Genomic DNA, 21,056 nt, shown 5'->3' on the forward strand with positions numbered 1-21,056 from the left:
TAGCGGGGGCATTACAAGGTTGGCCGAAAGCAGTATGCTTTCCGCTTATCGGCGCTTGGCAGTCGCTGATTCTGCGAAGGCTGTCGGCCAAGCGGGAAGCGGCCGCCTGCCGCGCTCGGACCTCGTCTCTGGGAGACATCATGCGCGTCGTTTGCCTGATTCTGGCCGTTTCCGGTCTGCTTTTCGTCCTGCCTGCGACTCGGGCGGACGGCGTCATGAACTTTACCTATGCGCAAGTCTCGGGCGTTGACGACCCGCATCTGCCCTATATGCAAGCGCTGCTTCAATTGGCCTGCGACAAGGCCAAAACCCGTTGTGCATCCCGCCCGGCCCTGGACATGAACCAGTCGCGGGCGCTGACGCAGATGCAAAAGAAAGACAGCGGTCTGGACTTGTTTTGGGGTATGACCAGCCGTCGCCGCGAGGAGCTTGCCCTGCCGGTGCGCGTGCCGCTGTATAAAGGCTTGATCGGCTGGCGGGTAGCACTGGTGACCGACGCCCATTCCCAATTGCTGGCCAAAGTGAAAACCCGGACGGACTTGGCCGCTTTTCACGCGGGACAGGCTGAAGACTGGCCTGATACCGGCATTCTGCGCAACGCTGGCTTGCCGGTGCTGACGACCAATGATTACGGCAATCTGATCCCCATGCTGCGTCATGGTCGTTACGATTATTTCCCGCGCAGCGTCATCGAAGTGCGGCAGGAGGTCCGCTCGGCGGCCGCCAAGGGGCTGATTATAGACGACCACATCGCCATTCATTATCCGGCGGCCTTTTACTTTTTTGTCAGTCGGCATCGTCCGGAACTGGCCAGCATGCTGGACAGTGGGCTCAAGGCTGCGGTGGCGGACGGCAGTTTCAATCAACTGTTCATGCGCTTTAACGGTGAAGCCATTCGCGAGCTCAAGTTGGCCAAGCGGGTGGTGATTGAGCTGGATGATCCGCTGTTGCCCGAAGCCACGCCGCTCGAGGACAAGCGGCTGTGGTTTCAGCCCTGATACTCAATCTGCTGTTGCTGGGGGGGAGGGCCGTAGCAGGCGTGCCGATATCTCCACCAACCATGTCGGGCCGGCATACTCACCAATCCGTCCCGGTGCGCTGAGCGCCTTCTTCTTCCAGCCAGTCGCAAAACGCCATCGCCAATTCATCACCCGCCAGCCTTTGCGGCACAGCCCAGGAATAGCCCTTTACCGGTACGACAGGGCCGGTAAAGGGGGCTATCAGCTTGCCTGAAGCCAACTCGTTTTCGATCACCGGCAAGGGCCCAAGCGTGACGCCCAGCCCGTCCACGGCCGCCTGCAAGGCTAGGTAGTAATGATCAAAATGCTGATCGGCCGCGGATTGCAGCGCCGGTACGCCGGCGGCCGCCAGCCAGCGCTCCCAGGCCACGGGGCGGGTTTCCGAATGCAGCAGGGTATGGCGGCGGAGGTCTTCCGGTTTTTCCAGCGGCAGTCTGGCCAGCAAGGCAGGGCTGCATACCGGGATTTCCCGTTCGGTGAGAAAGGCCCGCGAGACAAACCCATGCCAGTGATCCTTGCCGCGCCGGATGGCGATGTCGAAATCGGCATTCTGATTGTTGATGCTGGCGTCCGAGGTGGCCAGCCGCAGCTCCACGCCCGGGTAGCGCAGCTGAAAGCGGGTCAGCCTGGGCAGCAGCCAGTGCATGGCCAGCGTGGGGGTGACGTTGATATTGAGCCGGCGCGACTGGCTGCGCGCGCTGAGTTTTTCCGTGGCTTCGGCAATATTGTCCAGCGCGGACTGGATGGCGGGCAGATAGCTTTGTCCGGCCGGCGTCAGCCGCACCCGCCTGCCATGGCGTTCAAACAGCGGCAGCTCCAGCCAGGCCTCCAGTTGCTGGATCTGCCGGCTGATGGCGCCGTGGGTCACAAACAGCGCGGCGGCGGCGGCGGTGAAGCTGCCCAGCCGCGCGGCGGCTTCAAAGGCTTTCAGGGCGTTCAGCGGGGGAATCTTGCGGTTCATGCTGGTGAGTTTAGCTCACAAAGAAAGTCATTATTACTCGTTTGTGGCCTGCTGAAACGCAGCGTAGTCTTGATCTATGGAAAAATCGCTTGTTACCCCAACGCGCAAAGAACTGTTTGCTGGCTTCTTTGCCATCGGCCTGAGCGGCTTTGGCGGCGTGCTGCCCCTGGCGCACCGCAAGCTGGTACAGGATCGCCGCTGGCTGGACGACGCCCAGTTCAGCGAACTGCTGGGCCTGGGGCAGATTCTGCCCGGCCCGAACATCCTCAATATGTCGGTAGCCATCGGCTCGCGGTTCCACGGCGTGGCCGGCGCGCTGCTGGCGGTGGCGGGCCTCATGCTGGCGCCAATGGTGATCGTCCTGGCCCTGGCCGCGATGTATGAGCACTACCGCCAGTTGCCGTATGTGCAAGGCGCTTTGCACGGTCTCGCTTCCGCCGCTGCCGGCTTGCTGGCCGCCATGTGCCTGCGGCTGGCCTGGAAAATGGAGCGCCACTGGCAGTGCCTGACCCTGGCGCTGATGATGTTCGTGGCCGTGGGCGTGTTGCGCTGGCCGATGCTGCCGGTGCTGCTGCTGCTGGCGCCGGTGTCGCTGTGGCTGGCGCGAGGGCGGCTGAAAGGAGAGGGAGCATGGTGATCTTGCTGTTGCTGGGGATGTTTTCGCTGTTTTCCCTGATGGCGGTGGGCGGGGCGGTCACTTTGATTGCCGAAATGCATCACTTTGTGGTGGAAAGCCATGGCTGGATGAGCAGCGCCGAATTCGCTTCGCTGTTCGCCATCGCACAGGCCGCGCCCGGCCCCAATGTGCTGGTAGTGAGCCTGATCGGTTGGAAGGTGGCCGGCCTGGCCGGCGCGATGGCGGCCACGGTGGGCATGTGCGGGCCATCATCGGTGTTGTCTTATCACGTGGCCCGTCTCTGGTTGCGCTTGCATGATTCGCACTGGCGGCGGGCCATCGAGCGCGCGCTGGCCCCGCTTACCATCGGGCTGGTGGCGGGCAGCGCCTGGCTGATGAGCGGCGCGGCCAATGAAGGCCGCCCGACGGGATGGCTGTTGTGCGCGCTGGTTACCGCGCTGGCCTGGCGCACCAGCATTCATCCTTTGTGGTTGCTGGCGGCCGGCGCGCTGGCCGGCGTGGCGGGATGGGTGTGATCAGCAGGCGGGCAGCAGGTCGGTAAACAGATAGCCGTCGCGCTCGACGGTGTCGCCCACCCGATGCGCCACGGGGTGGCGGAACATCGGCCCGTCCCAGGCAAAGGTGTGGAATTCGCCGTTTTCCGCGCAAGGGTCGCAGTCCGCCGGCAAGGCGGCCAGCAGTTGCGCATCGTAGCGGCTGCCGGCAAGGGCTGCCGGCAGTTTGCGCCCGTCCAGGCAGGTGATGCGCGCTTTCAGGCCAGCCGCCAGCATGGTGTGGGGTAACTCGCGGGTGGACTGACCCCATAGTGGAAACAGCGGCGCGATGCCGCTGCCGGCCAGATTCTCTTCGCGATAAGCACGCACGCTGTCCAGATACAGATCGCCAAAGGCCATGTGGCTGATGCCACGCGTTTTGCAGTCGCCCACGTAGTCCGCCATCAACCTGGCGTAGTCGGCGTGGTCGCAAGGCCAGGGCAGGGCGATGATGTCCAGAGGGAGGCCGGCGGCTTCGGCCTGGGCGCGCAGCAACTCGGCGCGCACGCCGTGCATGGCCACGCGGTCGAAGGCCTGGTTGATGGTGGTGAACAGGCCGACAAGCTCGACCTCCGGGTCCTGACGCAAGATGTGCAGCGCCCAGGCGCTGTCCTTGCCGCTGCTCCAGGAAAGCAGAGTGCGTTTTTTCATGGGACGAGCTTACCCGCCTCGTCGCGCCTGCTCCAGTCTGTCACGCCAGTTTCATCGTCTGCGGGCACACTCGGCTTGGCCCGCCGTCTGCAGGCCACGCCCGTTTCCGGAGCCGACGAGTGACCCTTTCCCGCCAGAGCGCGCGCCTCAATCTGCTGCTGACCGCCTTGTCGCTGCGGCTCGCCTTTGCCGAGCTGGTGGCGGTGCCGCTGGCGGTGGGCTGGTTCGATCCGCGCTGCGCCTTGCCCTTGATCGCCATTGCCTTGTTTGCGCCCTTGCGCTGGCAATTGCTGCATGAGGCGGCGCATGGGCTGCTGCTGCCGCAGCGTGGCCGCAACGATCTGAGCGGGCGCGTGATGGGGGTGTGCTTCTTGGTGCCCTTCGACTTGTGGCGACTGGCGCACCGCTGGCATCACGTTGCCGGCCGCAGCCGCTGCGGCAAGGTGGATGTGTATGAACCGGGGCCGTGGCAACGCTGGCGTTGCCGGCTGGCTTTGTGGCTGCGACTGCTGGGCGGAGCTTATGCGATGGCGGTACTGGCCGGGCTCGCCTGTCTTTTGCCGGCGTGCTGGCTGCGGCGGCGAGGTTTGCCGAAAGGTTTGCGTTTGGCCCTGCGCCATGGCCGGCGCGCCAGACGTCTGCGCTGGGACGCCGGCGCCGGCGCGGCGCTGTACGGACTGGCCGCCTGGCTGTACGGTGATGCCTTTTGGATGCTGGCGCTGGCCGTGGCGGCGCGGGCCTTGCTGGTGTCTCTGGGCGATCAGCCGTGCTTCGCCGGCCAAGGGCTGGGCGATCCGTCGCTGGCGGCCAATCTCTCCCTGCCGCGCTGCTTGGGGCCAGCACTGCTCAACGCGCATTTGCGCGGCATGCACCATCGGCGGCCCGATCTTGGCTGGCAATCGTTGCCCGAGGCATTCGCGCGCGGGGCCAGCTGCTGGGATGGCCGCTACTGGCAGGCCGTGTGGCGGCGACAGTGGCGCGCGCATCCCGCGCCGTCGCTCCCGGTAATACCCCTGCGCAAGGCAGGGCCGACAGGTATAATGCCGGCTGATTTCATTACGACGCGCCACCATGACCCAGCTCAAGAACGACACCTTCCTGCGCGCGCTCCTGAAGGAGCCGGTTGAATACACCCCGATCTGGATGATGCGCCAGGCGGGCCGCTACCTGCCGGAATACCGCGCCAGCCGCGCTCGCGCCGGCAGCTTCATGGGGCTGTGCACCAGCCCTGACTTCGCCACCGAAGTGACATTGCAGCCGCTGGACCGCTTCCCGCTGGACGCCGCCATCCTGTTTTCCGACATCCTCACCGTGCCGGACGCCATGGGGCTGGGTCTGTATTTCGCCGAAGGCGAAGGCCCCAAGTTCGAGCGTCCGCTGCGCGACGAAGCCGCCATTCGCGCGCTGGCCGTGCCGGATCTTGGCCGCCTGCAGTACGTGTTCGACGCCGTTGCCAGCATTCGCAAGGCGCTGGATGGCCGCGTACCGCTGATCGGCTTCTCCGGCAGCCCGTTCACCCTGGCGTGTTACATGATTGAAGGCGGCGGCTCCGATGATTTCCGCCACATCAAGGCCATGCTCTACAGCCGCCCGGAACTGCTGCATCACATCCTGTCCGTCACGGCGGATACCGTCACCGCCTACCTGAACGCCCAGATCGACGCCGGCGCGCAAGCGGTGCAGATTTTCGATACCTGGGGCGGCGCGCTCAGTCACGCGGCCTATAAGGAGTTCTCGCTGGCTTACATGCAGCGCATCATCACCGGCCTGAAGCGCGAAGCTGACGGTCGTCGCGTGCCGGTAATCGTCTTTACCAAGAACGGCGGTCAGTGGCTGGAGGACATCGCCGCCATCGGCGCGGATTGCGTCGGGCTGGACTGGACCACCGACATCGGCCTGGCCCGTGCCCGGGTGGGCGACAAAGTGGCGCTGCAAGGCAATTTCGACCCCAACGCCCTGTTTGCCGAACCGGCCGCCATCGAGCGCGAAGCCGGCCGCATCCTCGCTGCCTATGGCAAGGGCAGCGGTCATGTGTTCAACTTGGGCCACGGCATTTCCCAGCATGTGGACCCTTCCCACGCCGCCGCGCTGGTTGAAGCGGTGCACAAGCTGTCCCGTCCCTACCATCTGTAAGTTGCCCGGCCCGCCGCAAGGCGGGCCAGTTGTTTCCGTCTTGCGACCCATGCTTGGCAGCCTCGCGCTCAGGTAGTTAAATAGGCGGATTCGGGGCGGCGTTCGCCGCTTACCGTCCGGAGCCTCAGTCTGCATCGCGTCTCAAACCGGTCTTTTCAGTCGTTCATCCATAATGACGCCGTGATTTTAAAGCCAGAACCAGGCTTGGCCGGTGACGCGGCATTGGGGGTATTCTTCCAATCCGGGTGTGGGTTTTCCCCGATGTTTTGTCTTTTGTCATGGCCGGGTGACGGGGTGGTTGACAGGAGAGCCGGCTGGTGTTCTCAAAGTTATGCACACGTGGAACCGGCAAGCGGCGCGTTTGTCAAGCCGGATGGGCAAAATCGGTGCGCTGATGCTAACTATATGAAAAATATAGATATTTAAATTTGATTAATTTTTGTGCAATCCAATGGAAACAGCCTGTTCATGGCTTTTTTATTGCATCGCCAGCTGTTGTCCACAAAGATATCCACAGCTTCTGTGCATAGGTGCCGCAAAGCCTTGTCAGACCTGCCTTCGCCAGCGAGGAACCGTTGAACCAGCCCGCCGTCCGCCACCAGGTGCTTGTCGATGTGCCCCTGTTTGGCGCATTCACCTACCTGTCTCATTTTGATGTCATGGCCGGGCAGCGCGTGGTCGTTCCCTTCGGCAAACGTCAGTTGTGTGGCGTGGTTGTCACTGGCATACCCCCCGAGGGTGTAGACGAGAGTCGACTCAAGTCCATCATCCGCCCGCTGGAGGGGCTGCCGCCGTTGCCCGCGGATTTTTTGCGGCTGGTTTCCTTTGCTTCCGCTTACTACCACTACCCGGAAGGGCAGACCCTGTTCACGGCGCTGCCCACCGCCTTGCGCGATCCCAAAGACATCCGCCGGGTTGATGAACGTCTCTTCGGCCTGACCGATGCGGGGCTGGCAGAAGCACCACCGGCGCGCAGCCGCGGCCGCCTGGCCTTGTGGCAGGCCATGCAGGACGGTCCCGTCAGTCTGGCGGCTGCACGTGAGTTATACGCGCAGGCCGGCAAGTGGTTGGCCGAAGAACTGGACGCCGGCCGGGTGGAACGGGTTGAGCCCGAGCCCACGCCGCTGGTGGTGGGCAATACGCCGCCCTTGACCGGGCAGCAAGCGGCGGCGCTAGAGCAGCTTTACGCTGCGCCGGCAGGCTACTCGGCCTGGTTGCTGCACGGGGTGACCGGCAGCGGCAAAACCGAGGTCTACCTGCAATGGATAGCCCGGCTGCTGGCGGCAGGCCGGCAGGTGCTGGTGTTGGTGCCGGAAATCAATCTGACGCCGCAACTGATCAACCGCTTTCTGCTGCGTTTTCCCGCCAGTCGCATTGCCGTGCAGCATAGCAATCTCGCCGATGGCGAGCGCTTGCGCGGCTGGGTGGATGCCTGGCAGGGCAGGGCGGATGTAGTGATCGGTACCCGTCTGTCGGTGTTTACGCCCATGCCGCGCTTGGGTTTGATCGTGGTGGACGAGGAGCATGACGGTTCCTTCAAGCAACAGGATGGCCTGCGTTACCATGCCCGCGATCTGGCGGTATGGCGCGCGCGCGAAGCCGGCGTACCGGTGCTGCTGGGCTCCGCCACACCCAGCCTCGAGACCATGGCCAATGTGGAGGCGGGGCGCTATCGCCGGCTGGTGCTGGACAAACGCGCACACGGGGCGGCCAGCTTGCCGCGCGTGGGGCTGATCGACACCCGTCGCTTGCGCCTGCAGGACGGCTTGTCGCCCCAGGTGATGTCGGCGCTGGAGGCGCGGCTGGCAAAACGGGAAATGAGCCTGGTGTTCATCAACCGTCGCGGCTTTGCTCCGGTGCTGGCCTGCACCGATTGCGGCTGGACCAGCGGTTGCCCGCGCTGTTCCACGCGGCTGGTGTTGCATCTGCGTGAGCGACAACTGCGCTGCCACCATTGCGGCTGGGAAGAAACGGTGCCGCCGGCTTGTCCTGAGTGCGGCGCGCCGGACATCAAACCGCTGGGCGAGGGCACGCAAAGGCTGGAGACCGCGCTGGCTCAGCGTTTTCCCCAAGCGCGCATTCTGCGCATCGACCGGGACACCACGCAACGCAAGCAGGCGTGGGATGAGATATACCGCAGCGTCAACGCCGGGGAAGTCGATATCCTGGTGGGGACGCAGATGCTGGCCAAAGGCCACGACTTCGGCAACCTCTCGCTGGTAACGGTGCTGGGCGCGGACGGCGGACTGTACTCGGCTGATTTTCGCGCCGCCGAACGGCTGTTTGCCCAGTTGATGCAAGTGGCCGGCCGTGCCGGGCGCGCGGATGCGCCGGGCGAAGTACTGGTGCAGACGCAATGGCCGGATCATCCGCTATACCAGGCCTTGATTCGCCACGATTTTGACGGTTTCGCCCGGCATTTGCTGAGCGAGCGCCGTCAACTGGGCTTCCCGCCCGCCGCCTATCAGGCCATGTTGCGGGCCGATGCCCCGGCGCTGCAGGACGCAAGCCGTTTTCTCACCGCGGTGCGCGCGGCGGCGGAGAGCCTAGCCGAAGGCGTACTGGTGTCCGGCCCCGCGCCGGCGCTGATGGTGCGGCTGGCCAATCGCGAGCGGGCCCAACTGGTGCTGGAGTCCTCCAGCCGGCAGGCGCTGCACGCTTTCATAGATCAATTGTTGCCGCTGGCGGAGGCTGAGGCCCGTCGTCAGTCGCGCGGTTTGCGCTGGTCGCTTGATGTCGACCCGCAGGAGTGTTGAGTGAAGAAGTCAGTCTGGATGTGCTTGAGTCTGTGCGTCCTGGCCGGTCAGGCCGCGGCGCTGGATCTGCATGGCTTGCGCCCGGATGAAATCGCCCTGTGGGCGGCGCCGGTGGAAAACAAGGGCGAGTTGCTGGCCCATAGGGCGGATGCGCCGGTGAATCCGGCCTCCACCATGAAACTGGTCACCAGCTGGGCGGCGCTGGAAATCCTTCGGCCAACCTATCGCTGGACCACGCGGCTGGTGAGCGACGCGCCCGTGGTGGACGGCGCGCTCAAAGGCGACCTCTACTGGATAGGCGCGGGCGATCCGCGCTTCAGCGAAGCGGACCTCTCTCAGTTGCTGCGCGATCTGCGTCTGCGCGGGGTGCGCCGCATCGAGGGCCGGCTGATGCTGGACAAGAGCGTCTTCGGCCAACTGTCCAACGCCGACGGCTTTGAGGAAGACGAAGGCAAAACCTTTACCGTGGGACCGGACAGTCACCTTACCGGGCTCAAGGTGGCCTGGTTGCGTTTCTTCAATGATGAGAACGGTGCGCGCGTGGTACTGGATCCGCCCTTGCCGGGCATCAGCGTCAACAGCGCGCTCAGGCCGAGCGGCAATGAAAGCTGCAAGGATGTGCGCCAGTGGGCCAGCATCCGGCAAGAGGGCGACAAGGTCAGTATCAGCGGCGTGCTGCCGCGCGCTTGCGACGGTGCGCGCGCCTACCTGAATGTGCTGGATCACAACAGCTTCGCCAATCAGTCCTTCAGCGCCTGGTGGCAAGAGCAGGGCGGCGCCGGTCCTCAGGGTTTTGGCGTGGGAACCGCGCCAGCCGGCGCACGTGAACTGGCCAGCCATCAATCCGAGCCGATGACGGCGGCGCTGGCCGACATGAACAAATACAGCAACAACACCATGGCCCGCACCCTGTTCCTCACCATCGGCCATGAAGCCGGCGGCGACAACCCGGTAGCGGATGCCGGCAAAGCAGTACGGCAATTGCTGGCTTCACGCCAGATCGATGCCTCGGCGCTGGTGCTGGAAAATGGTAGTGGGCTGTCCCGCCGCGAGCGGGTGACCGCGCGCATGCTTGGCGAAGTGTTGCGCGACGCGGCGCGTGGTCCGTATGGCGGCGAGCTGATCGCCAGCCTGCCCATCGCCAGCGAAGATGGCACGCTGAAAAAGCGCTTCGCCGTCTGGGGGCCGCGCATCCGCATGAAAACCGGCACGCTCAAGAACGTCAAGGCGCTGGCGGGCTACTGGCAGGCGGCGGATGGTCGGCGGCTTGCGCTGGTGGCCATCGTCAACAGTCCGCGCGCCCTGGAGATGGGCGCGGCGCTGGATGCTGTGGTTGGCGATGCAATTCGTCAATTTGATTCAAGTGCGCAATAGCCGATACATATCGTATAATGAAATCTCTGGCCGGTTCGCCGGACTATTCGATTGAAAAGCAGGAAGCATCATGAAACCCGTCACCATGTACACCACCGCCGTCTGCCCCTATTGCATTCGCGCCAAGCAACTTCTGGCCAGCAAGGGCGTGAGCGGCATTGAAGAAATCCGCATCGACCTCGACCCGGAAGCCCGCGATCGCATGATGCGCGACACCGGCCGCCGCACTGTGCCGCAAATCTACATCGGCGACACCCATGTGGGCGGTTGCGACGATCTGGTGGCGTTGAACCAGGCCGGCAAACTGGACGTGCTGCTGGCGGATTGAGTCGCCGCGCCGGGCCGATTTCATCAGCGCGCAACCCGCCGTCGCCATACTGGCGCGCCGCCTGATCGTCGTCATGAACGATGCGACGGCAACTGGCTGCGCGCTCGTATTTCATGCGATGATGCGAGGCTGGATTTTTACATCAACCGGCCGCGCCCCGCGGCCCCGCAAGAGACATAGACATGAGCGAACAACAAGAGCTGCAACCGGTATTCTCCATCGAGAAGATCTACGTCAAAGACCTGTCGCTGGAAGTGCCGGGCGCCCCGCAAGTGTTTCTGGAAAACGCCCAGCCGGAAATCGACATGCAGCTGGCTAGCGAAGGCAAGCAAATCGACGAAGGCTTCTACGAAGTGGCCCTGACCGTTACCGTTACCGCCAAGCTGCCGGAAAAAACCATGTTCCTGTGCGAAGTGACCGAAGCCGGCATCTTCCGCATCGCCAACGTACCGGCTGAAGACGTGGAGCCCATCCTCGGCGTGGCTTGCCCGAACATCCTGTTCCCCTACGCTCGCGAAACCGTGTCCAACCTGATCAATCGCGCTGGCTTCCCGCCGGTGCTGCTGTCCCCGATCAACTTCGAAGCCCTGTACATGCAGCAACGCGCGCAACAGGCCGAAGCCGGTAACGCCTGATGACAAGACGCCTCGTCACCCTGCTGGCCCTGTTGGGCGGCATGGCGGCCATGTCCGCCCATGCCCTGGAGTTCCGTTCGGTCAAGGAAACCGGCGTGGCGCTGTACGAGGCGCCCAGCCTGACCGCGAAGAAGTTGTTCGCGGTCAGCCGCTATTACCCGGTGGAAGTGCTGTCCAGCCAGAAGGAGTGGTCGCGCGTGCGCGACGCCACCGGCGGCATCAGCTGGATTCCCGCTGCGGCCTTGTCTTCGCAGCGCTGGGTGCTGGTCACGGCGGAACAGACGCAAGTGCGCGACAGTGCTTCGGCCGACGGCAAACCCTTGTTCAGCATGGCCCGCGATGGCGTGCTGCAACTGGTGGAAGCGCCGAAGGAAGGCTGGGCCAAGGTCAAGCACCGCGACGGTACCGCAGGCTATGCCCGCATTACCGATCTTTGGGGGCTGTAAGCCATGAAGCTGGCCATTCTCGGCAGCGGCGCCTGGGGCACGGCCCTGGCCATGGCCTTCGCCCGCCATCATGATGTCATTCTCTGGGGGCGCGACCCGGCTCACGTGGCCGACATGGCCGCCAGTCGCATCAACCAGCGCTATCTGGACGGCTGCCCCTTTCCCGACAGCCTGACGCTGACGGCGGAACTGCCGCGCGCCATTCAGGGCGCGGAACTCATTCTCATCGTCACGCCCATCGTCGGCCTTCGGCCCACCTTGCGCGCGCTGACGGCGCTGACATCCCGTCTTCCCCCGGTACTCTGGGCTTGCAAGGGTTTCGAAGCCGGCTCAAGTCTGCTGCCGCACCAAGTCGTGGCGGAAGAGCTGCCGCCCGATCACCCCTGCGGCGTCTTGTCCGGCCCCAGTTTTGCCCGAGAGGTGGCGGAGGGCTTGCCCGCGGCGGTCACCATTGCTTCCGACGACGACGCCTTCGCGCGCCGCATTGTGCGCGAGCTGCATAGCTCCCTGCTGCGCCTGTACGCCAATGATGATCTGGTGGGCGTGGAAGTGGGCGGCGCGGTGAAAAACGTCATGGCCATTGCTACCGGCGTGGCCGATGGCCTGGGTTTCGGCATGAATGCCCGCGCGGCGCTCATTACTCGCGGCCTTGCGGAAATCACGCGTCTGGCCAGCGCGCTGGGCGCCAGTCAGCACACTATGATGGGTCTGTCCGGCATGGGGGATCTCATCCTTACGTGTACCGGCGCGCTGTCGCGCAACCGGCAAGTGGGCCTGAAGTTGGCCGAAGGCAAATCGCTGGAGGTCATTCTGGCCGAGCTGGGACACGTCGCCGAAGGCGTGCCGACCGCTCGCGAGGTGCTGACCATGGCTGAGCGGCTGGAAGTGGACATGCCGATCACGGCTGCCGTATGCGGTTTGCTGTATCAGGGCACAGACCCGCATCGCGCGGTGGAAGGGTTACTCAGCCGCTCACCCAAAGCGGAAGGCGGCGGCGCGCTGGCCTGAGCGGCGACAAGGCCCGGCAAAACAAAAGCCTCCCGACGGGAGGCTTTTTGCATTTCCGCACGTTGGCGCGGCAACCAGGCTCAGTGGCGGCTCAGGTTTTCTTTGAAGCTCTTTTCGGCCCAGTAGGCATTGGTGGCTTGCAAGGCTTGCTGCTCTGCGGCCGGCAGCTTGGCGTAGCTGTCGCGGATGGCGGCCTGGTCAGCATTCCAGGCGGCGACGGTGGCCGGCGCCGGCGTGGACGGCTGAACGCCTTGGGCAAAAGCAGCAGAGGACAGGACAAGAGCGGAGAGGGCGATAGCAACGGTTTTCATGATTAGCATCCTTGAGTAGCGCGCTGTCAGTCAGCGCTGAAAATGTGAAGCCAGTATATTGGTATGAATTGGCATGATAAATATGGAATTAATCAACTTATTGTTTACTATAATTACTCAATAATGGGGAAACTTTCTTGACCTGCCAGAGTCGACCCGCTTTACTGGCAGTTGACTCGCATGTCATTGACGGCATCGTTTGCTCAGCCTGTGCCGAGTCCATTTGTACCAAGACAAAACAAAACCGCCTCCCATTGGGAGGCGGTTTTGTTCGTAGCGAATAGTGCGCTTAGTGATTGCGCTGGTTTTCGCGCTGGCTTTGCGCAGCCCAATAGGCATTGGTGGCTTGGAGGGCCTGCTGGTCGGCAGCGGGCAGTTTGGCGTAGCTGTCGCGGATGGCGGCCTGATCGGCGTTCCAGGCGGCGACGGTTGCCGGGGTGGGCGTGGACGGTTGCACGCCTTCAGCGAAGGCGGCGGTGGAAAAAGCAAGAGCGGAAAGAGCGATAGCAACGGTTTTCATGACGGGCATCCTTGGTTAGCGCGCTGTCTGGCAGCGCTTAAGTGTGATGCCAGTATATTTGCGTGATAATTTGAGATAAATATCGCAAAAAATTATAAACTGTTTCTTTTTGGTAAATTATTTTAAGCGTAAAACCCGCCGGCAGGCATGCTGAGGGCGGGCTGGGCAAGGGCGAGGCGTGCAGGGGTAATTGTTGGCGGCGGGCTGGTCAGCTTGGTTTGTCTTCTTCCGTACCGGAAGAGGCAGGTGCTTCGCTTTCTCGCAGCAGCAAGGCGGTGATGGCGTCCATGTCGAAGTGGCCGGTTGTACTGACCAGCCTTTCCGCGTAATAAACGCGGTCGTTGGCATCTGCAATCAGGATGGCAGGCGCCGTATAGCCGCTCAGCGGATGGCCCATGGCCAGCACGCCGTACTGCTTGTGAAAGTCCCGGCCGCGCAGGGTGGACAACAACACCACGCCGGGCAGACCATGCTCGCGCCGGGCGCGTTGCAGCGAAGAGGGGGAGTCAACGCTGATGACGATCAGCCGCAGCATGGGCCAGGCGGCGAGATCGCGACGGATCTTGCGCAGAAGGTCCATGCCGCCGTGTTCTTCCTCATCCAGCGACAGCAGGGTCACAATCACCTTGGGCTCGCCGGCAAAGCGCTCTAGCGCTATGTCCTGCTTGCTTTCGTCCACCAGCATGAAGCTGGGCAGACAGTCGCCAGTCTCGGGAAAATCGCCAACCACCGGGATGGCTTCATCGCCGTATCGCAGCATGAACTCACTCATGGGCTTCCTCCTTGTGCGTCCTGTATGGTTGGCCGGTCTGTGCGGAAAAGCAAGCGCGTTGTACAAATGAAAATGGCAACCCGCAGGTTGCCATATGGCCGTCAGTTGTGCCGGTCAGGGATAAAACCAGTAAAGGCTGTATCCCATGGCTCTCACCTTGCCGGCGTCCAGCCGCATGGTGATCTTCACTTCGCTGTTGGGATTGAAGTGCTGCAGCTTGAGATCATCGGCTTTCAGGTATTCCTTGGGGGTAAATACCTTGCGGATCAGCACCTGATCGTCGGCATCTTTCAGCGACAGCTCCAGCATCGGATATGTCTGCGCAAAAGATGCGTGATTCTTCAGTGTGGCGGAAAGCTGGATCAGGTTGGGGTGGTCAGGCACGAAGGCAAGTTCGGACCATTCCGTGCGGATCTGCGAAACATCGGTCGGCCAGGGGACGGCGCAGCCCGCGGCTTTGCACAGGCTTTCCAGCGTGGGGCGCATCTCTGGTACTTCCGCCGCAATGCGGGTGCGGTTGAAATAAACCAGCTGACCGGCTACCAGCAGCACGCCCAAAATCCCCAGCACACCCATCAGTATGTTCAGGGCGGGGTGACGGCGTCGCGGTGCGACGTCTTCCTCGCGGGCCTCTTCATCCAGGCCCAGATCGCCGTAGTGGTGCGCCGACCTCGGCTTGGCGGCCGGGGGAGCGGGCGGTTCATCCAGCGCGAAAACGGGCGCTGCGGGCTCCGTGGCTGGCGCATCGGCGCTGTCTTCATCGCGCTTGCGACGATTGTTGCCGAACACTTCCGGCAGCGGTGCGTCTTCTGGCGGGGTGAGCGGTTCTATTGTGGCGCGGCTGGCGGCGGGGCGATGGCTTAGCGCTTCAGCCAGCGCACGCTGGAATTCTTCGGCTTCACTGTTGGCCGAAGGCGCGACGGGTTCTTCCTGCGGTGTGGTCAGCGGAGATTCTTCCGCGGCGTCCTGTGCGGCGCCGGGGTCGAAATCCGGCATTTCCAGCTCGAAATCATCCGCCGGATCGGCGGCGGGGGCCGCGTCGTGCTGGAGAGCGGGTGCGGGAGGCGGTGTCTCCACGGGAGCGGACGGAGGGAGGGGTGCCGGCGCGGGGGGCGGCTCCGGACTGACGAAATGATCCGGCGCTTTGAAGACGTGGGTGCAGCGCCCGCAACGGACCAGGCCGTTGGCGGCGGACAACTGTGCGTCGTTAACCTTGAATCGGGTTTGGCAGTTGGGGCACTGGGTCGTATACGTCATACGTTGGCGCGTCGGGTTCCTGTCAGTCTTGTCCATCCTTCGTCGAACACAGGCGGGTCCATGTCGAACCATTGTGCGTAAATGGCGGAAAGCTCGGTGGCCTGTTCGGCGAGGATGCCGGAAAGCACGATTCTACCACCGGTTTTGACATGGCTCGCCAGTAGCTGGCCAAGCATGCGCAACGGATTGGCCAGAATATTGGCCAGCACCACGTCGTATTCTTGCGCCGGATTCTCGTCCGGCAGGCAGAAACTGGCCGTGACATGGTTCTGCTCGGCGTTGTCCAGACTGGAACGAACAGCTTGTGGATCAATGTCCACGCCCAGCGCGGAGCCCGCGCCCAGCTTCAGTGCGGCGATGGCCAGGATGCCGGAGCCGCAGCCGTAATCCAGCACGCTTTCGCCGCCCTTGATGCCGGCGTCCAGCCATTGCAGGCACAGACGCGTGGTGGGATGGCTGCCGGTGCCGAAGGCAAGGCCCGGGTCCAGTTGCAGATTGATGGCCTCGGGAGCCGGCGCTTCATGCCAAGTGGGGGTGATCCACAGGCGATCGGAAATGCGAATGGGCTCGAACTGGGATTGTGTCAGGCGCACCCAGTCCTGCTCGGCCACCTTTTCCACGCGCCAGGTCGGCAGCGGCAGTCTGCATTCATTGGCCGCCGCCGCGATCAGCAACGCCACGTCGGCCGCTTCATCAAACAGGGTGATGATGCGGCTGCGGCTCCAGAGCCGGTCTACCGGTTCGCCGGGTTCGCCGAAGATGGGCTCTTCTTGGTCGGTACCGGCAAAGGCGTCTTCAATGGCGGTGGACAGCGCGCCGGCATCCATCAGGGCGTCGGCGAAGCGCTCGGCCACGCTGCTGTCGGCGTCGATGGTGGCTTGCAGCCAGGCCATTATTCGCTTCCTTTCTTCATCTGCGACAGGCGCTCTTCCAGATAATGGATGCTGGTGCCGCCACGCTGGAAGGCCGCATCCATGAAGAGCTCCTGATGCAGGGGGATGTTGGTCTTGATACCGGAGATGGAAATCTCGGACAGCGCCACGCGCATGCGGGCCATGGCCTGGTCGCGGGTGTCGCCGAAGGCGATCAGTTTGCCCACCATGGAGTCATAGTGCGGCGGCACGGTATAACCCTGATAGATGTGCGAGTCGATGCGGATGCCGGGGCCGCCTGCCGGATGGTAGCTCTCGATCTTGCCCGGGGAGGGCACGAAGGTGAACGGGTCTTCAGCGTTGATGCGGCACTCCATGGCATGGCCGCGCAGCACGATGTCGCTTTGCTTGTAGCGCAGCTTTTCGCCGGCGGCGATGCGGATCTGCTCCTGCACGATATCCACGCCGGTAATCAATTCGGATACCGGATGCTCCACTTGCACGCGGGTGTTCATCTCGATGAAGTAGAACTCGCCGTTTTCGTAGAGAAACTCAAAAGTGCCGGCGCCGCGATAGCCGATGCGGGAGCAAGCTTCCGCGCAGGCGCGGCCAATGCGTTCGCGCTGCTCGTCGGTGATGCCGGGCGCAGGCGCTTCTTCAATGATTTTCTGGTGGCGGCGCTGCATGGAGCAGTCGCGCTCGCCCAGATAGATGGCGTTCCCGTACTCGTCGGCCAGCACCTGGATTTCGATGTGACGCGGCTGCTGCAGGAATTTTTCCATGTAAACGGTGGGATTGCCGAAGGCCGCGCCGGCTTCGGTGCGGGTCATCTGCACCGAGCTGATCAAGGCACCTTCGGTGTGCACCACGCGCATGCCGCGACCGCCGCCGCCACCGGCGGCTTTGATGATGACCGGGAAGCCGATCTTCTTGGCGATCTTGACGATGGCGGCCGGATCATCCGGCAGTGCGCCGTCGGAGCCGGGCACGCAAGGCACGCCGGCGGCGATCATGGCGTCTTTGGCGGATACCTTGTCGCCCATAAGGCGGATGGTTTCCGGACGGGGACCGATGAAGACGAAGCCGGATTCTTCCACGCGTTCGGCAAAGTCGGCGTTTTCCGACAAAAAGCCGTAGCCGGGGTGAATGGCCTGGGCGTCGGTGACTTCGGCGGCGGCAATCAGCGCCGGCACATTCAGATAGCTCTTGGCGGAGGGGGCCGGCCCGATGCAGACCGATTCGTCCGCCAGCTTCACGTATTTGGCTTCGCGGTCTGCCTCGGAGTGCACGACCACGGTCTTGATGCCCATTTCGCGGCAGGCGCGCTGGATGCGCAGCGCGATTTCACCGCGATTGGCGATAAGAATCTTTTCAAACATGATAAGGACGTCCGTTGGGTGGCGCGTCAAGCAACAGGGGCACCGACGCGAGTCGTGCCCCTGTCATCTCTGGCGTCTGTCAGAGAGAATCACTCGATGATGAACAGCGGCTCGCCGTATTCCACCGGCTGGCCGTTTTCAACCAGAATGGCTTTCACCACGCCGGAACGATCGGCCTCGATTTCATTCATCAGCTTCATGGCTTCGATGATGCACAGCGTATCGCCGGCGCTGACGCTCTGACCCACTTCAACAAACGCCTTGGCGTCCGGGCCGGGCGAGCGGTAGAAGGTGCCTACCATCGGGGATTTCAGCGCGTTCTTGTTGTCGGCGGGGGCGGGCGCGGCGGCTGCGGCCGGAGCGGCTGCAGCAGGAGCGGCGGCGGGCGCGGCCGGCAGTTGGGCAACGGTCATCGGCTGGGCGTAGGCCATATGAGCGTTGGCGGAAACGCGGGTGATGCGAACTTTTTCTTCCCCTTCGGTCACCTCGAGTTCGGCAATGCCGGATTCCTCGACGAGATCGATCAGTTTTTTCAGTTTACGCAGATCCATGGCTATCCTTTGGACGGGATTATTTGTTGTGGGGTCAGTCTTGCGCGGACAAGCGCCGGATGGCGTGCGCAAGCGCCAGTTCATAGCCCTGAGCGCCCAGACCGCAAATCACGCCAACCGCCAGATCGGAAAAGTACGAATGATGGCGGAAGGGTTCGCGGGCGTGGACGTTTGAGAGGTGGACTTCTATGAACGGCACCTTCACGCCGGAAATGGCGTCGCGCAAGGCAACGCTGGTATGGGTGAAGGCTGCGGGATTGATGATGATGAACGCGGTGCCGTCGGTCAGACAGGCATGAACGCGATCGATCAGAATGTGTTCGGCGTTGCTTTGCAGCGCCTGCAGTTCATAACCGGCCGCGGCCGCTTGGGCGGCCAGCTGCTGGTTGATGGATTCAAGCGTATCCCGGCCGTAGTGCTGTGGTTCCCGTGTCCCGAGCAGATTGAGGTTGGGTCCGTGCAGCACGAGGATTTTTCCGGTCAAAGCTGAGCTCCTGAATTCAACATGGGCGCGAGTTTGCCGCAATTCGCAGCAAGATGTCTAGCTTTTGTGACTTTTCAAACGGATGTTTGATATTTGAACCGGTAGCGGAAAGCTGCCGGGAAAGCCCGTCGTTTCGAGCGAAAGCACTAGAGTGGACCCGTTTTTTTCTGTTGGCAAATTTTTTACAAACCCTCACAACCAGCTGTTGATCCTGCTCAAATTTCACTGTTGCGGAACAAGTCCGTGCCGCCTTGCGGCCGCGCGGGTATAATTTGCCGGTTTAGATTCCGGTGTGTTCCATGCAGCTTTCCGATTTCGATTACCACCTGCCCGAGGCGCTCATCGCCCAGCACCCGCCTGCCGAGCGCGGCAGCAGCCGCCTGCTGCACGTCCGGGGCACGTCGCTCGAAGACCGCCAGTTCGCCGATTTTCTTTCCCTGACCCAGCCGGGCGACGTCATGGTGTTCAACGACACCCGCGTGATCAAGGCGCGGTTGTTCGGCGAGAAGGCCAGCGGCGGCAAGGTGGAGGCGCTAGTGGAACGCGTACTGGACGATCACACGGCGCTGGCTCATGTGCGGGCGTCCAAGTCCCCAAAGCCGGGCTCGCGCATCCTGTTTGCCGAACGCTGGGAAGCCGAAATGGTGGAGCGCGCCGGTGAACTCTTCAAGCTGCGCTTTCTGGCGGAAGACAATCTGTTCGACATTCTGGACGCGTCGGGCAAGCTGCCGCTGCCGCCTTATATAGAGAGAAGCGCGGCCGAGGACGACGACGAGCGCTATCAGACAGTCTATGCCCGTGAGAAGGGCGCCGTGGCCGCGCCCACCGCCGGCCTGCATTTCACCGACGCCATGCTGGAAGCGCTGCGCGTCCGGGGCGTGGAGCTGGCCTATGTCACCCTGCACGTGGGCGCCGGCACCTTCCAGCCGGTGCGGGTGGAAAACATCGCCGAGCACAAGATGCACAGCGAAATCTATGAAGTGCCGGAGCGCACGCTGCAACTGATCACCGCCGCCAGGGGGCAAGGCCGCAAGGTGATGGCGGTGGGCACCACCAGCATGCGCGCGCTGGAATCCGCCGCGCGAGGCGGCGTCTTGTGCGCCGGCCGCGGCGAAACCGATATCTTCATCACGCCGGGCTACCGCTTCAATGTGGTGGATAGGCTGCTGACCAATTTCCATCTGCCCAAATCTACGCTGATGATGCTGGTGTCGGCTTTTGCCGGCTACGAGGAAATTTTCGACGCCTACCGCCACGCGGTTGAGCAGCAATACCGCTTCTTCAGCTATGGCGACGCCATGTTGCTGGAACGCAAGGACGCTTGAGGATCTCATGACCGGCACTGCCTCCCCCCAAGACATCGTATTGCACGCCTTGTCGCGCACGCTGGAAATCGCCTTCGACGATGGCGCGCGATTTTCCCTGCCCGCGGAGTTCCTGCGGGTGTATTCCCCGTCGGCCGAAGTGCGCGGTCACGGCGCCGGACAGGAGGTGCTGCAGGTGGGCAAGCGCAGCGTCGGCATCACGGCACTGGAGCCGGTGGGGCATTACGCGCTGAAGATTACCTTCGACGATGGCCACGACAGTGGCCTTTACAGCTGGTCGTACCTGTATGAACTGGGCGCGAACCAGGAACATCATTGGCAGGATTATCTGAATCGGCTCGCCGCCGCCGGCGCGAGCAGGGAGTAAGCATGGACAAGACCACTCATTTCGGTTTCAAGACTGTCGGCGAGAGCGAAAAAGCCGGCAAAGTGGCCGAGGTATTCCACTCCGTGGCCAACAAGTACGATGTGATGAACGACCTGATGTCGGGAGGTCTGCATCGCGTCTGGAAGCATTTCACCCTCACCACCTCCGGCGTGAAAGCCGGCGACAAGGTGCTGGATATCGCCGGCGGCACCGGCGACCTGGCGCGCGGTTGGGCCAAGCGGGTGGGAAAGAGCGGCGAAGTGTGGCTGACCGACATCAACAGCTCCATGCTTACCGTGGGCCGTGATCGTCTGCTGGACGAAGGCGTCATCCTGCCGGTGTCATTGGCCGATGCGGAAAAGCTGCCCTTCCCGGACAACTACTTCGACGCGGTGTCGGTGGCTTTCGGTCTGCGCAACATGACCCACAAGGACGCGGCGCTCAAAGAGATGAACCGCGTGCTCAAACCGGGCGGCAAACTGATGGTGCTGGAGTTTTCCAAAGTGTGGAAACCGCTGTCGCCTTTTTACGATTTTTACTCTTTCAAGGCCTTGCCGGTGATGGGCAAGCTGGTGGCGGGCGATCCGGAGAGCTATCAGTATCTGGCTGAGTCCATCCGCATGCACCCGGATCAGGAAACCCTCAAAGCCATGATGAAGGAAGCCGGCTTCGGCAAGGTGGATTACCACAACATGACTGGCGGTGTGGTGGCCTTACACAAGGGCTACAAGGTCTGA

At 62.9% G+C, this 21,056-nt stretch carries 24 protein-coding genes; 14 read left to right on the plus strand and 10 right to left on the minus strand.

The genetic code is table 11. From position 1 onward, the window contains the following. Nucleotides 1–140: 140 nt before the first annotated feature. Entirely contained in the window at nt 141–998 is an 858-nt protein-coding gene (locus Q0P52_RS09325) for a hypothetical protein (protein ID WP_293761074.1), read from the plus strand. Nucleotides 999–1,077: 79 nt separating this feature from the next. On the opposite strand, the gene gcvA is transcribed toward Q0P52_RS09325, so the two are convergent. Beyond that, nucleotides 1,078–1,980, minus strand: coding sequence for a transcriptional regulator GcvA (gene gcvA, locus Q0P52_RS09330; protein WP_293761077.1), 903 nt, complete (start codon nt 1,978–1,980; stop codon nt 1,078–1,080). Between the two features lie 76 nt (nt 1,981–2,056). Here gcvA and Q0P52_RS09335 point away from each other — a divergent pair, with 76 nt between their 5' ends. Together Q0P52_RS09335 and Q0P52_RS09340 are read left to right on the plus strand one after the other, a co-directional pair. After that, nucleotides 2,057–2,617 (plus strand): chromate transporter, encoded by a 561-nt coding sequence (locus Q0P52_RS09335; protein ID WP_293761080.1) that lies wholly within the window; start codon nt 2,057–2,059, stop codon nt 2,615–2,617. Further along, the gene (locus Q0P52_RS09340) at nt 2,611–3,132 is read left to right on the plus strand and encodes a chromate transporter (protein ID WP_293761083.1); all 522 of its coding nucleotides are present in this window, start codon (nt 2,611–2,613) and stop codon (nt 3,130–3,132) included. Before Q0P52_RS09335 ends, Q0P52_RS09340 begins: the two co-directional genes overlap by 7 nt. Here the strand turns inward: Q0P52_RS09340 and Q0P52_RS09345 are convergent, their stop codons facing one another. Further along, nucleotides 3,133–3,801, minus strand: a complete 669-nt coding sequence (locus tag Q0P52_RS09345; protein WP_293761085.1) for an adenine nucleotide alpha hydrolase — start codon at nt 3,799–3,801, stop codon at nt 3,133–3,135. It abuts the gene before it with no gap. A gap of 119 nt (nt 3,802–3,920) precedes the next feature. Between Q0P52_RS09345 and Q0P52_RS09350 the strand changes: the two genes are divergently transcribed. The 8 genes from Q0P52_RS09350 to Q0P52_RS09385 all read left to right on the plus strand — a co-directional run bounded on the left by Q0P52_RS09350 (nt 3,921) and on the right by Q0P52_RS09385 (nt 12,481). Continuing rightward, complete coding sequence (locus Q0P52_RS09350) at nt 3,921–4,928, plus strand: fatty acid desaturase (RefSeq protein ID WP_293761088.1); 1,008 nt, start codon at nt 3,921–3,923, stop codon at nt 4,926–4,928. Then, a complete protein-coding gene (gene hemE / locus Q0P52_RS09355; RefSeq protein ID WP_293761091.1) occupies nt 4,873–5,934 on the plus strand; it encodes a uroporphyrinogen decarboxylase in 1,062 nt (353 codons plus the stop codon). The genes Q0P52_RS09350 and hemE overlap by 56 nt, the downstream gene beginning before the upstream one ends. A gap of 575 nt (nt 5,935–6,509) precedes the next feature. After that, complete coding sequence (locus Q0P52_RS09360) at nt 6,510–8,690, plus strand: primosomal protein N' (RefSeq protein ID WP_293761094.1); 2,181 nt, start codon at nt 6,510–6,512, stop codon at nt 8,688–8,690. Beyond that, complete coding sequence (gene dacB / locus Q0P52_RS09365; RefSeq protein WP_293761097.1) at nt 8,691–10,064, plus strand: D-alanyl-D-alanine carboxypeptidase/D-alanyl-D-alanine-endopeptidase; 1,374 nt, start codon at nt 8,691–8,693, stop codon at nt 10,062–10,064. 70 nt (nt 10,065–10,134) lie between these two features. Beyond that, a complete protein-coding gene (gene grxC / locus Q0P52_RS09370) occupies nt 10,135–10,392 on the plus strand; it encodes a glutaredoxin 3 (RefSeq protein WP_293761099.1) in 258 nt (85 codons plus the stop codon). A gap of 182 nt (nt 10,393–10,574) precedes the next feature. After that, nucleotides 10,575–11,027, plus strand: coding sequence for a protein-export chaperone SecB (secB, locus tag Q0P52_RS09375; protein WP_293761101.1), 453 nt, complete (start codon nt 10,575–10,577; stop codon nt 11,025–11,027). Next, nucleotides 11,027–11,473, plus strand: a complete 447-nt coding sequence (locus Q0P52_RS09380) for an SH3 domain-containing protein (protein ID WP_293761103.1) — start codon at nt 11,027–11,029, stop codon at nt 11,471–11,473. The genes secB and Q0P52_RS09380 overlap by 1 nt, the downstream gene beginning before the upstream one ends. A gap of 3 nt (nt 11,474–11,476) precedes the next feature. Continuing rightward, on the plus strand, nt 11,477–12,481 hold the full coding sequence (locus tag Q0P52_RS09385) for an NAD(P)H-dependent glycerol-3-phosphate dehydrogenase (protein WP_293761105.1): 1,005 nt from the start codon (nt 11,477–11,479) through the stop codon (nt 12,479–12,481). Between the two features lie 80 nt (nt 12,482–12,561). Here the strand turns inward: Q0P52_RS09385 and Q0P52_RS09390 are convergent, their stop codons facing one another. The 8 genes from Q0P52_RS09390 to aroQ all read right to left on the minus strand — a co-directional run bounded on the left by Q0P52_RS09390 (nt 12,562) and on the right by aroQ (nt 18,627). Beyond that, nucleotides 12,562–12,792, minus strand: coding sequence for a hypothetical protein (locus Q0P52_RS09390; RefSeq protein WP_293761107.1), 231 nt, complete (start codon nt 12,790–12,792; stop codon nt 12,562–12,564). 289 nt (nt 12,793–13,081) lie between these two features. Next, nucleotides 13,082–13,312: a hypothetical protein gene (locus Q0P52_RS09395; protein ID WP_293761110.1), complete on the minus strand. Its 231-nt coding sequence runs from the start codon at nt 13,310–13,312 to the stop codon at nt 13,082–13,084. 208 nt (nt 13,313–13,520) lie between these two features. Then, nucleotides 13,521–14,084, minus strand: coding sequence for a redoxin family protein (locus Q0P52_RS09400; RefSeq protein WP_293761112.1), 564 nt, complete (start codon nt 14,082–14,084; stop codon nt 13,521–13,523). A 114-nt stretch (nt 14,085–14,198) separates the two neighbouring features. After that, entirely contained in the window at nt 14,199–15,341 is a 1,143-nt protein-coding gene (locus tag Q0P52_RS09405; RefSeq protein WP_293761113.1) for a DUF3426 domain-containing protein, read from the minus strand. Next, nucleotides 15,338–16,234 (minus strand): 50S ribosomal protein L11 methyltransferase, encoded by an 897-nt coding sequence (gene prmA / locus Q0P52_RS09410; protein WP_293761116.1) that lies wholly within the window; start codon nt 16,232–16,234, stop codon nt 15,338–15,340. Before prmA ends, Q0P52_RS09405 begins: the two co-directional genes overlap by 4 nt. Further along, nucleotides 16,234–17,592 (minus strand): acetyl-CoA carboxylase biotin carboxylase subunit, encoded by a 1,359-nt coding sequence (gene accC, locus Q0P52_RS09415; RefSeq protein WP_293761119.1) that lies wholly within the window; start codon nt 17,590–17,592, stop codon nt 16,234–16,236. The genes prmA and accC overlap by 1 nt, the downstream gene beginning before the upstream one ends. Before the next feature lie 89 nt (nt 17,593–17,681). After that, the gene (accB, locus tag Q0P52_RS09420) at nt 17,682–18,143 is read right to left on the minus strand and encodes an acetyl-CoA carboxylase biotin carboxyl carrier protein (protein ID WP_293761122.1); all 462 of its coding nucleotides are present in this window, start codon (nt 18,141–18,143) and stop codon (nt 17,682–17,684) included. Nucleotides 18,144–18,177: 34 nt separating this feature from the next. Then, entirely contained in the window at nt 18,178–18,627 is a 450-nt protein-coding gene (aroQ, locus tag Q0P52_RS09425; protein WP_293761125.1) for a type II 3-dehydroquinate dehydratase, read from the minus strand. Nucleotides 18,628–18,926: 299 nt separating this feature from the next. Between aroQ and queA the strand changes: the two genes are divergently transcribed. Genes queA through ubiE form a run of 3 tightly spaced genes read left to right on the plus strand, consistent with a single transcriptional unit; the run spans nt 18,927 to nt 21,056 of the window. Further along, a complete protein-coding gene (queA, locus tag Q0P52_RS09430) occupies nt 18,927–19,952 on the plus strand; it encodes a tRNA preQ1(34) S-adenosylmethionine ribosyltransferase-isomerase QueA (RefSeq protein WP_293761128.1) in 1,026 nt (341 codons plus the stop codon). Between the two features lie 7 nt (nt 19,953–19,959). Further along, nucleotides 19,960–20,319 (plus strand): DUF971 domain-containing protein, encoded by a 360-nt coding sequence (locus Q0P52_RS09435; protein ID WP_293761131.1) that lies wholly within the window; start codon nt 19,960–19,962, stop codon nt 20,317–20,319. Between the two features lie 2 nt (nt 20,320–20,321). Then, nucleotides 20,322–21,056 carry a bifunctional demethylmenaquinone methyltransferase/2-methoxy-6-polyprenyl-1,4-benzoquinol methylase UbiE gene (gene ubiE, locus Q0P52_RS09440; protein WP_293761133.1) on the plus strand — a complete coding sequence of 245 codons (735 nt, stop codon included), beginning with the start codon at nt 20,322–20,324 and terminating at the stop codon, nt 21,054–21,056.

Origin of the sequence: uncultured Aquitalea sp., assembly GCF_945957525.1 — a bacterium.
Classification (GTDB): Bacteria; Pseudomonadota; Gammaproteobacteria; order Burkholderiales; family Chromobacteriaceae; genus Aquitalea.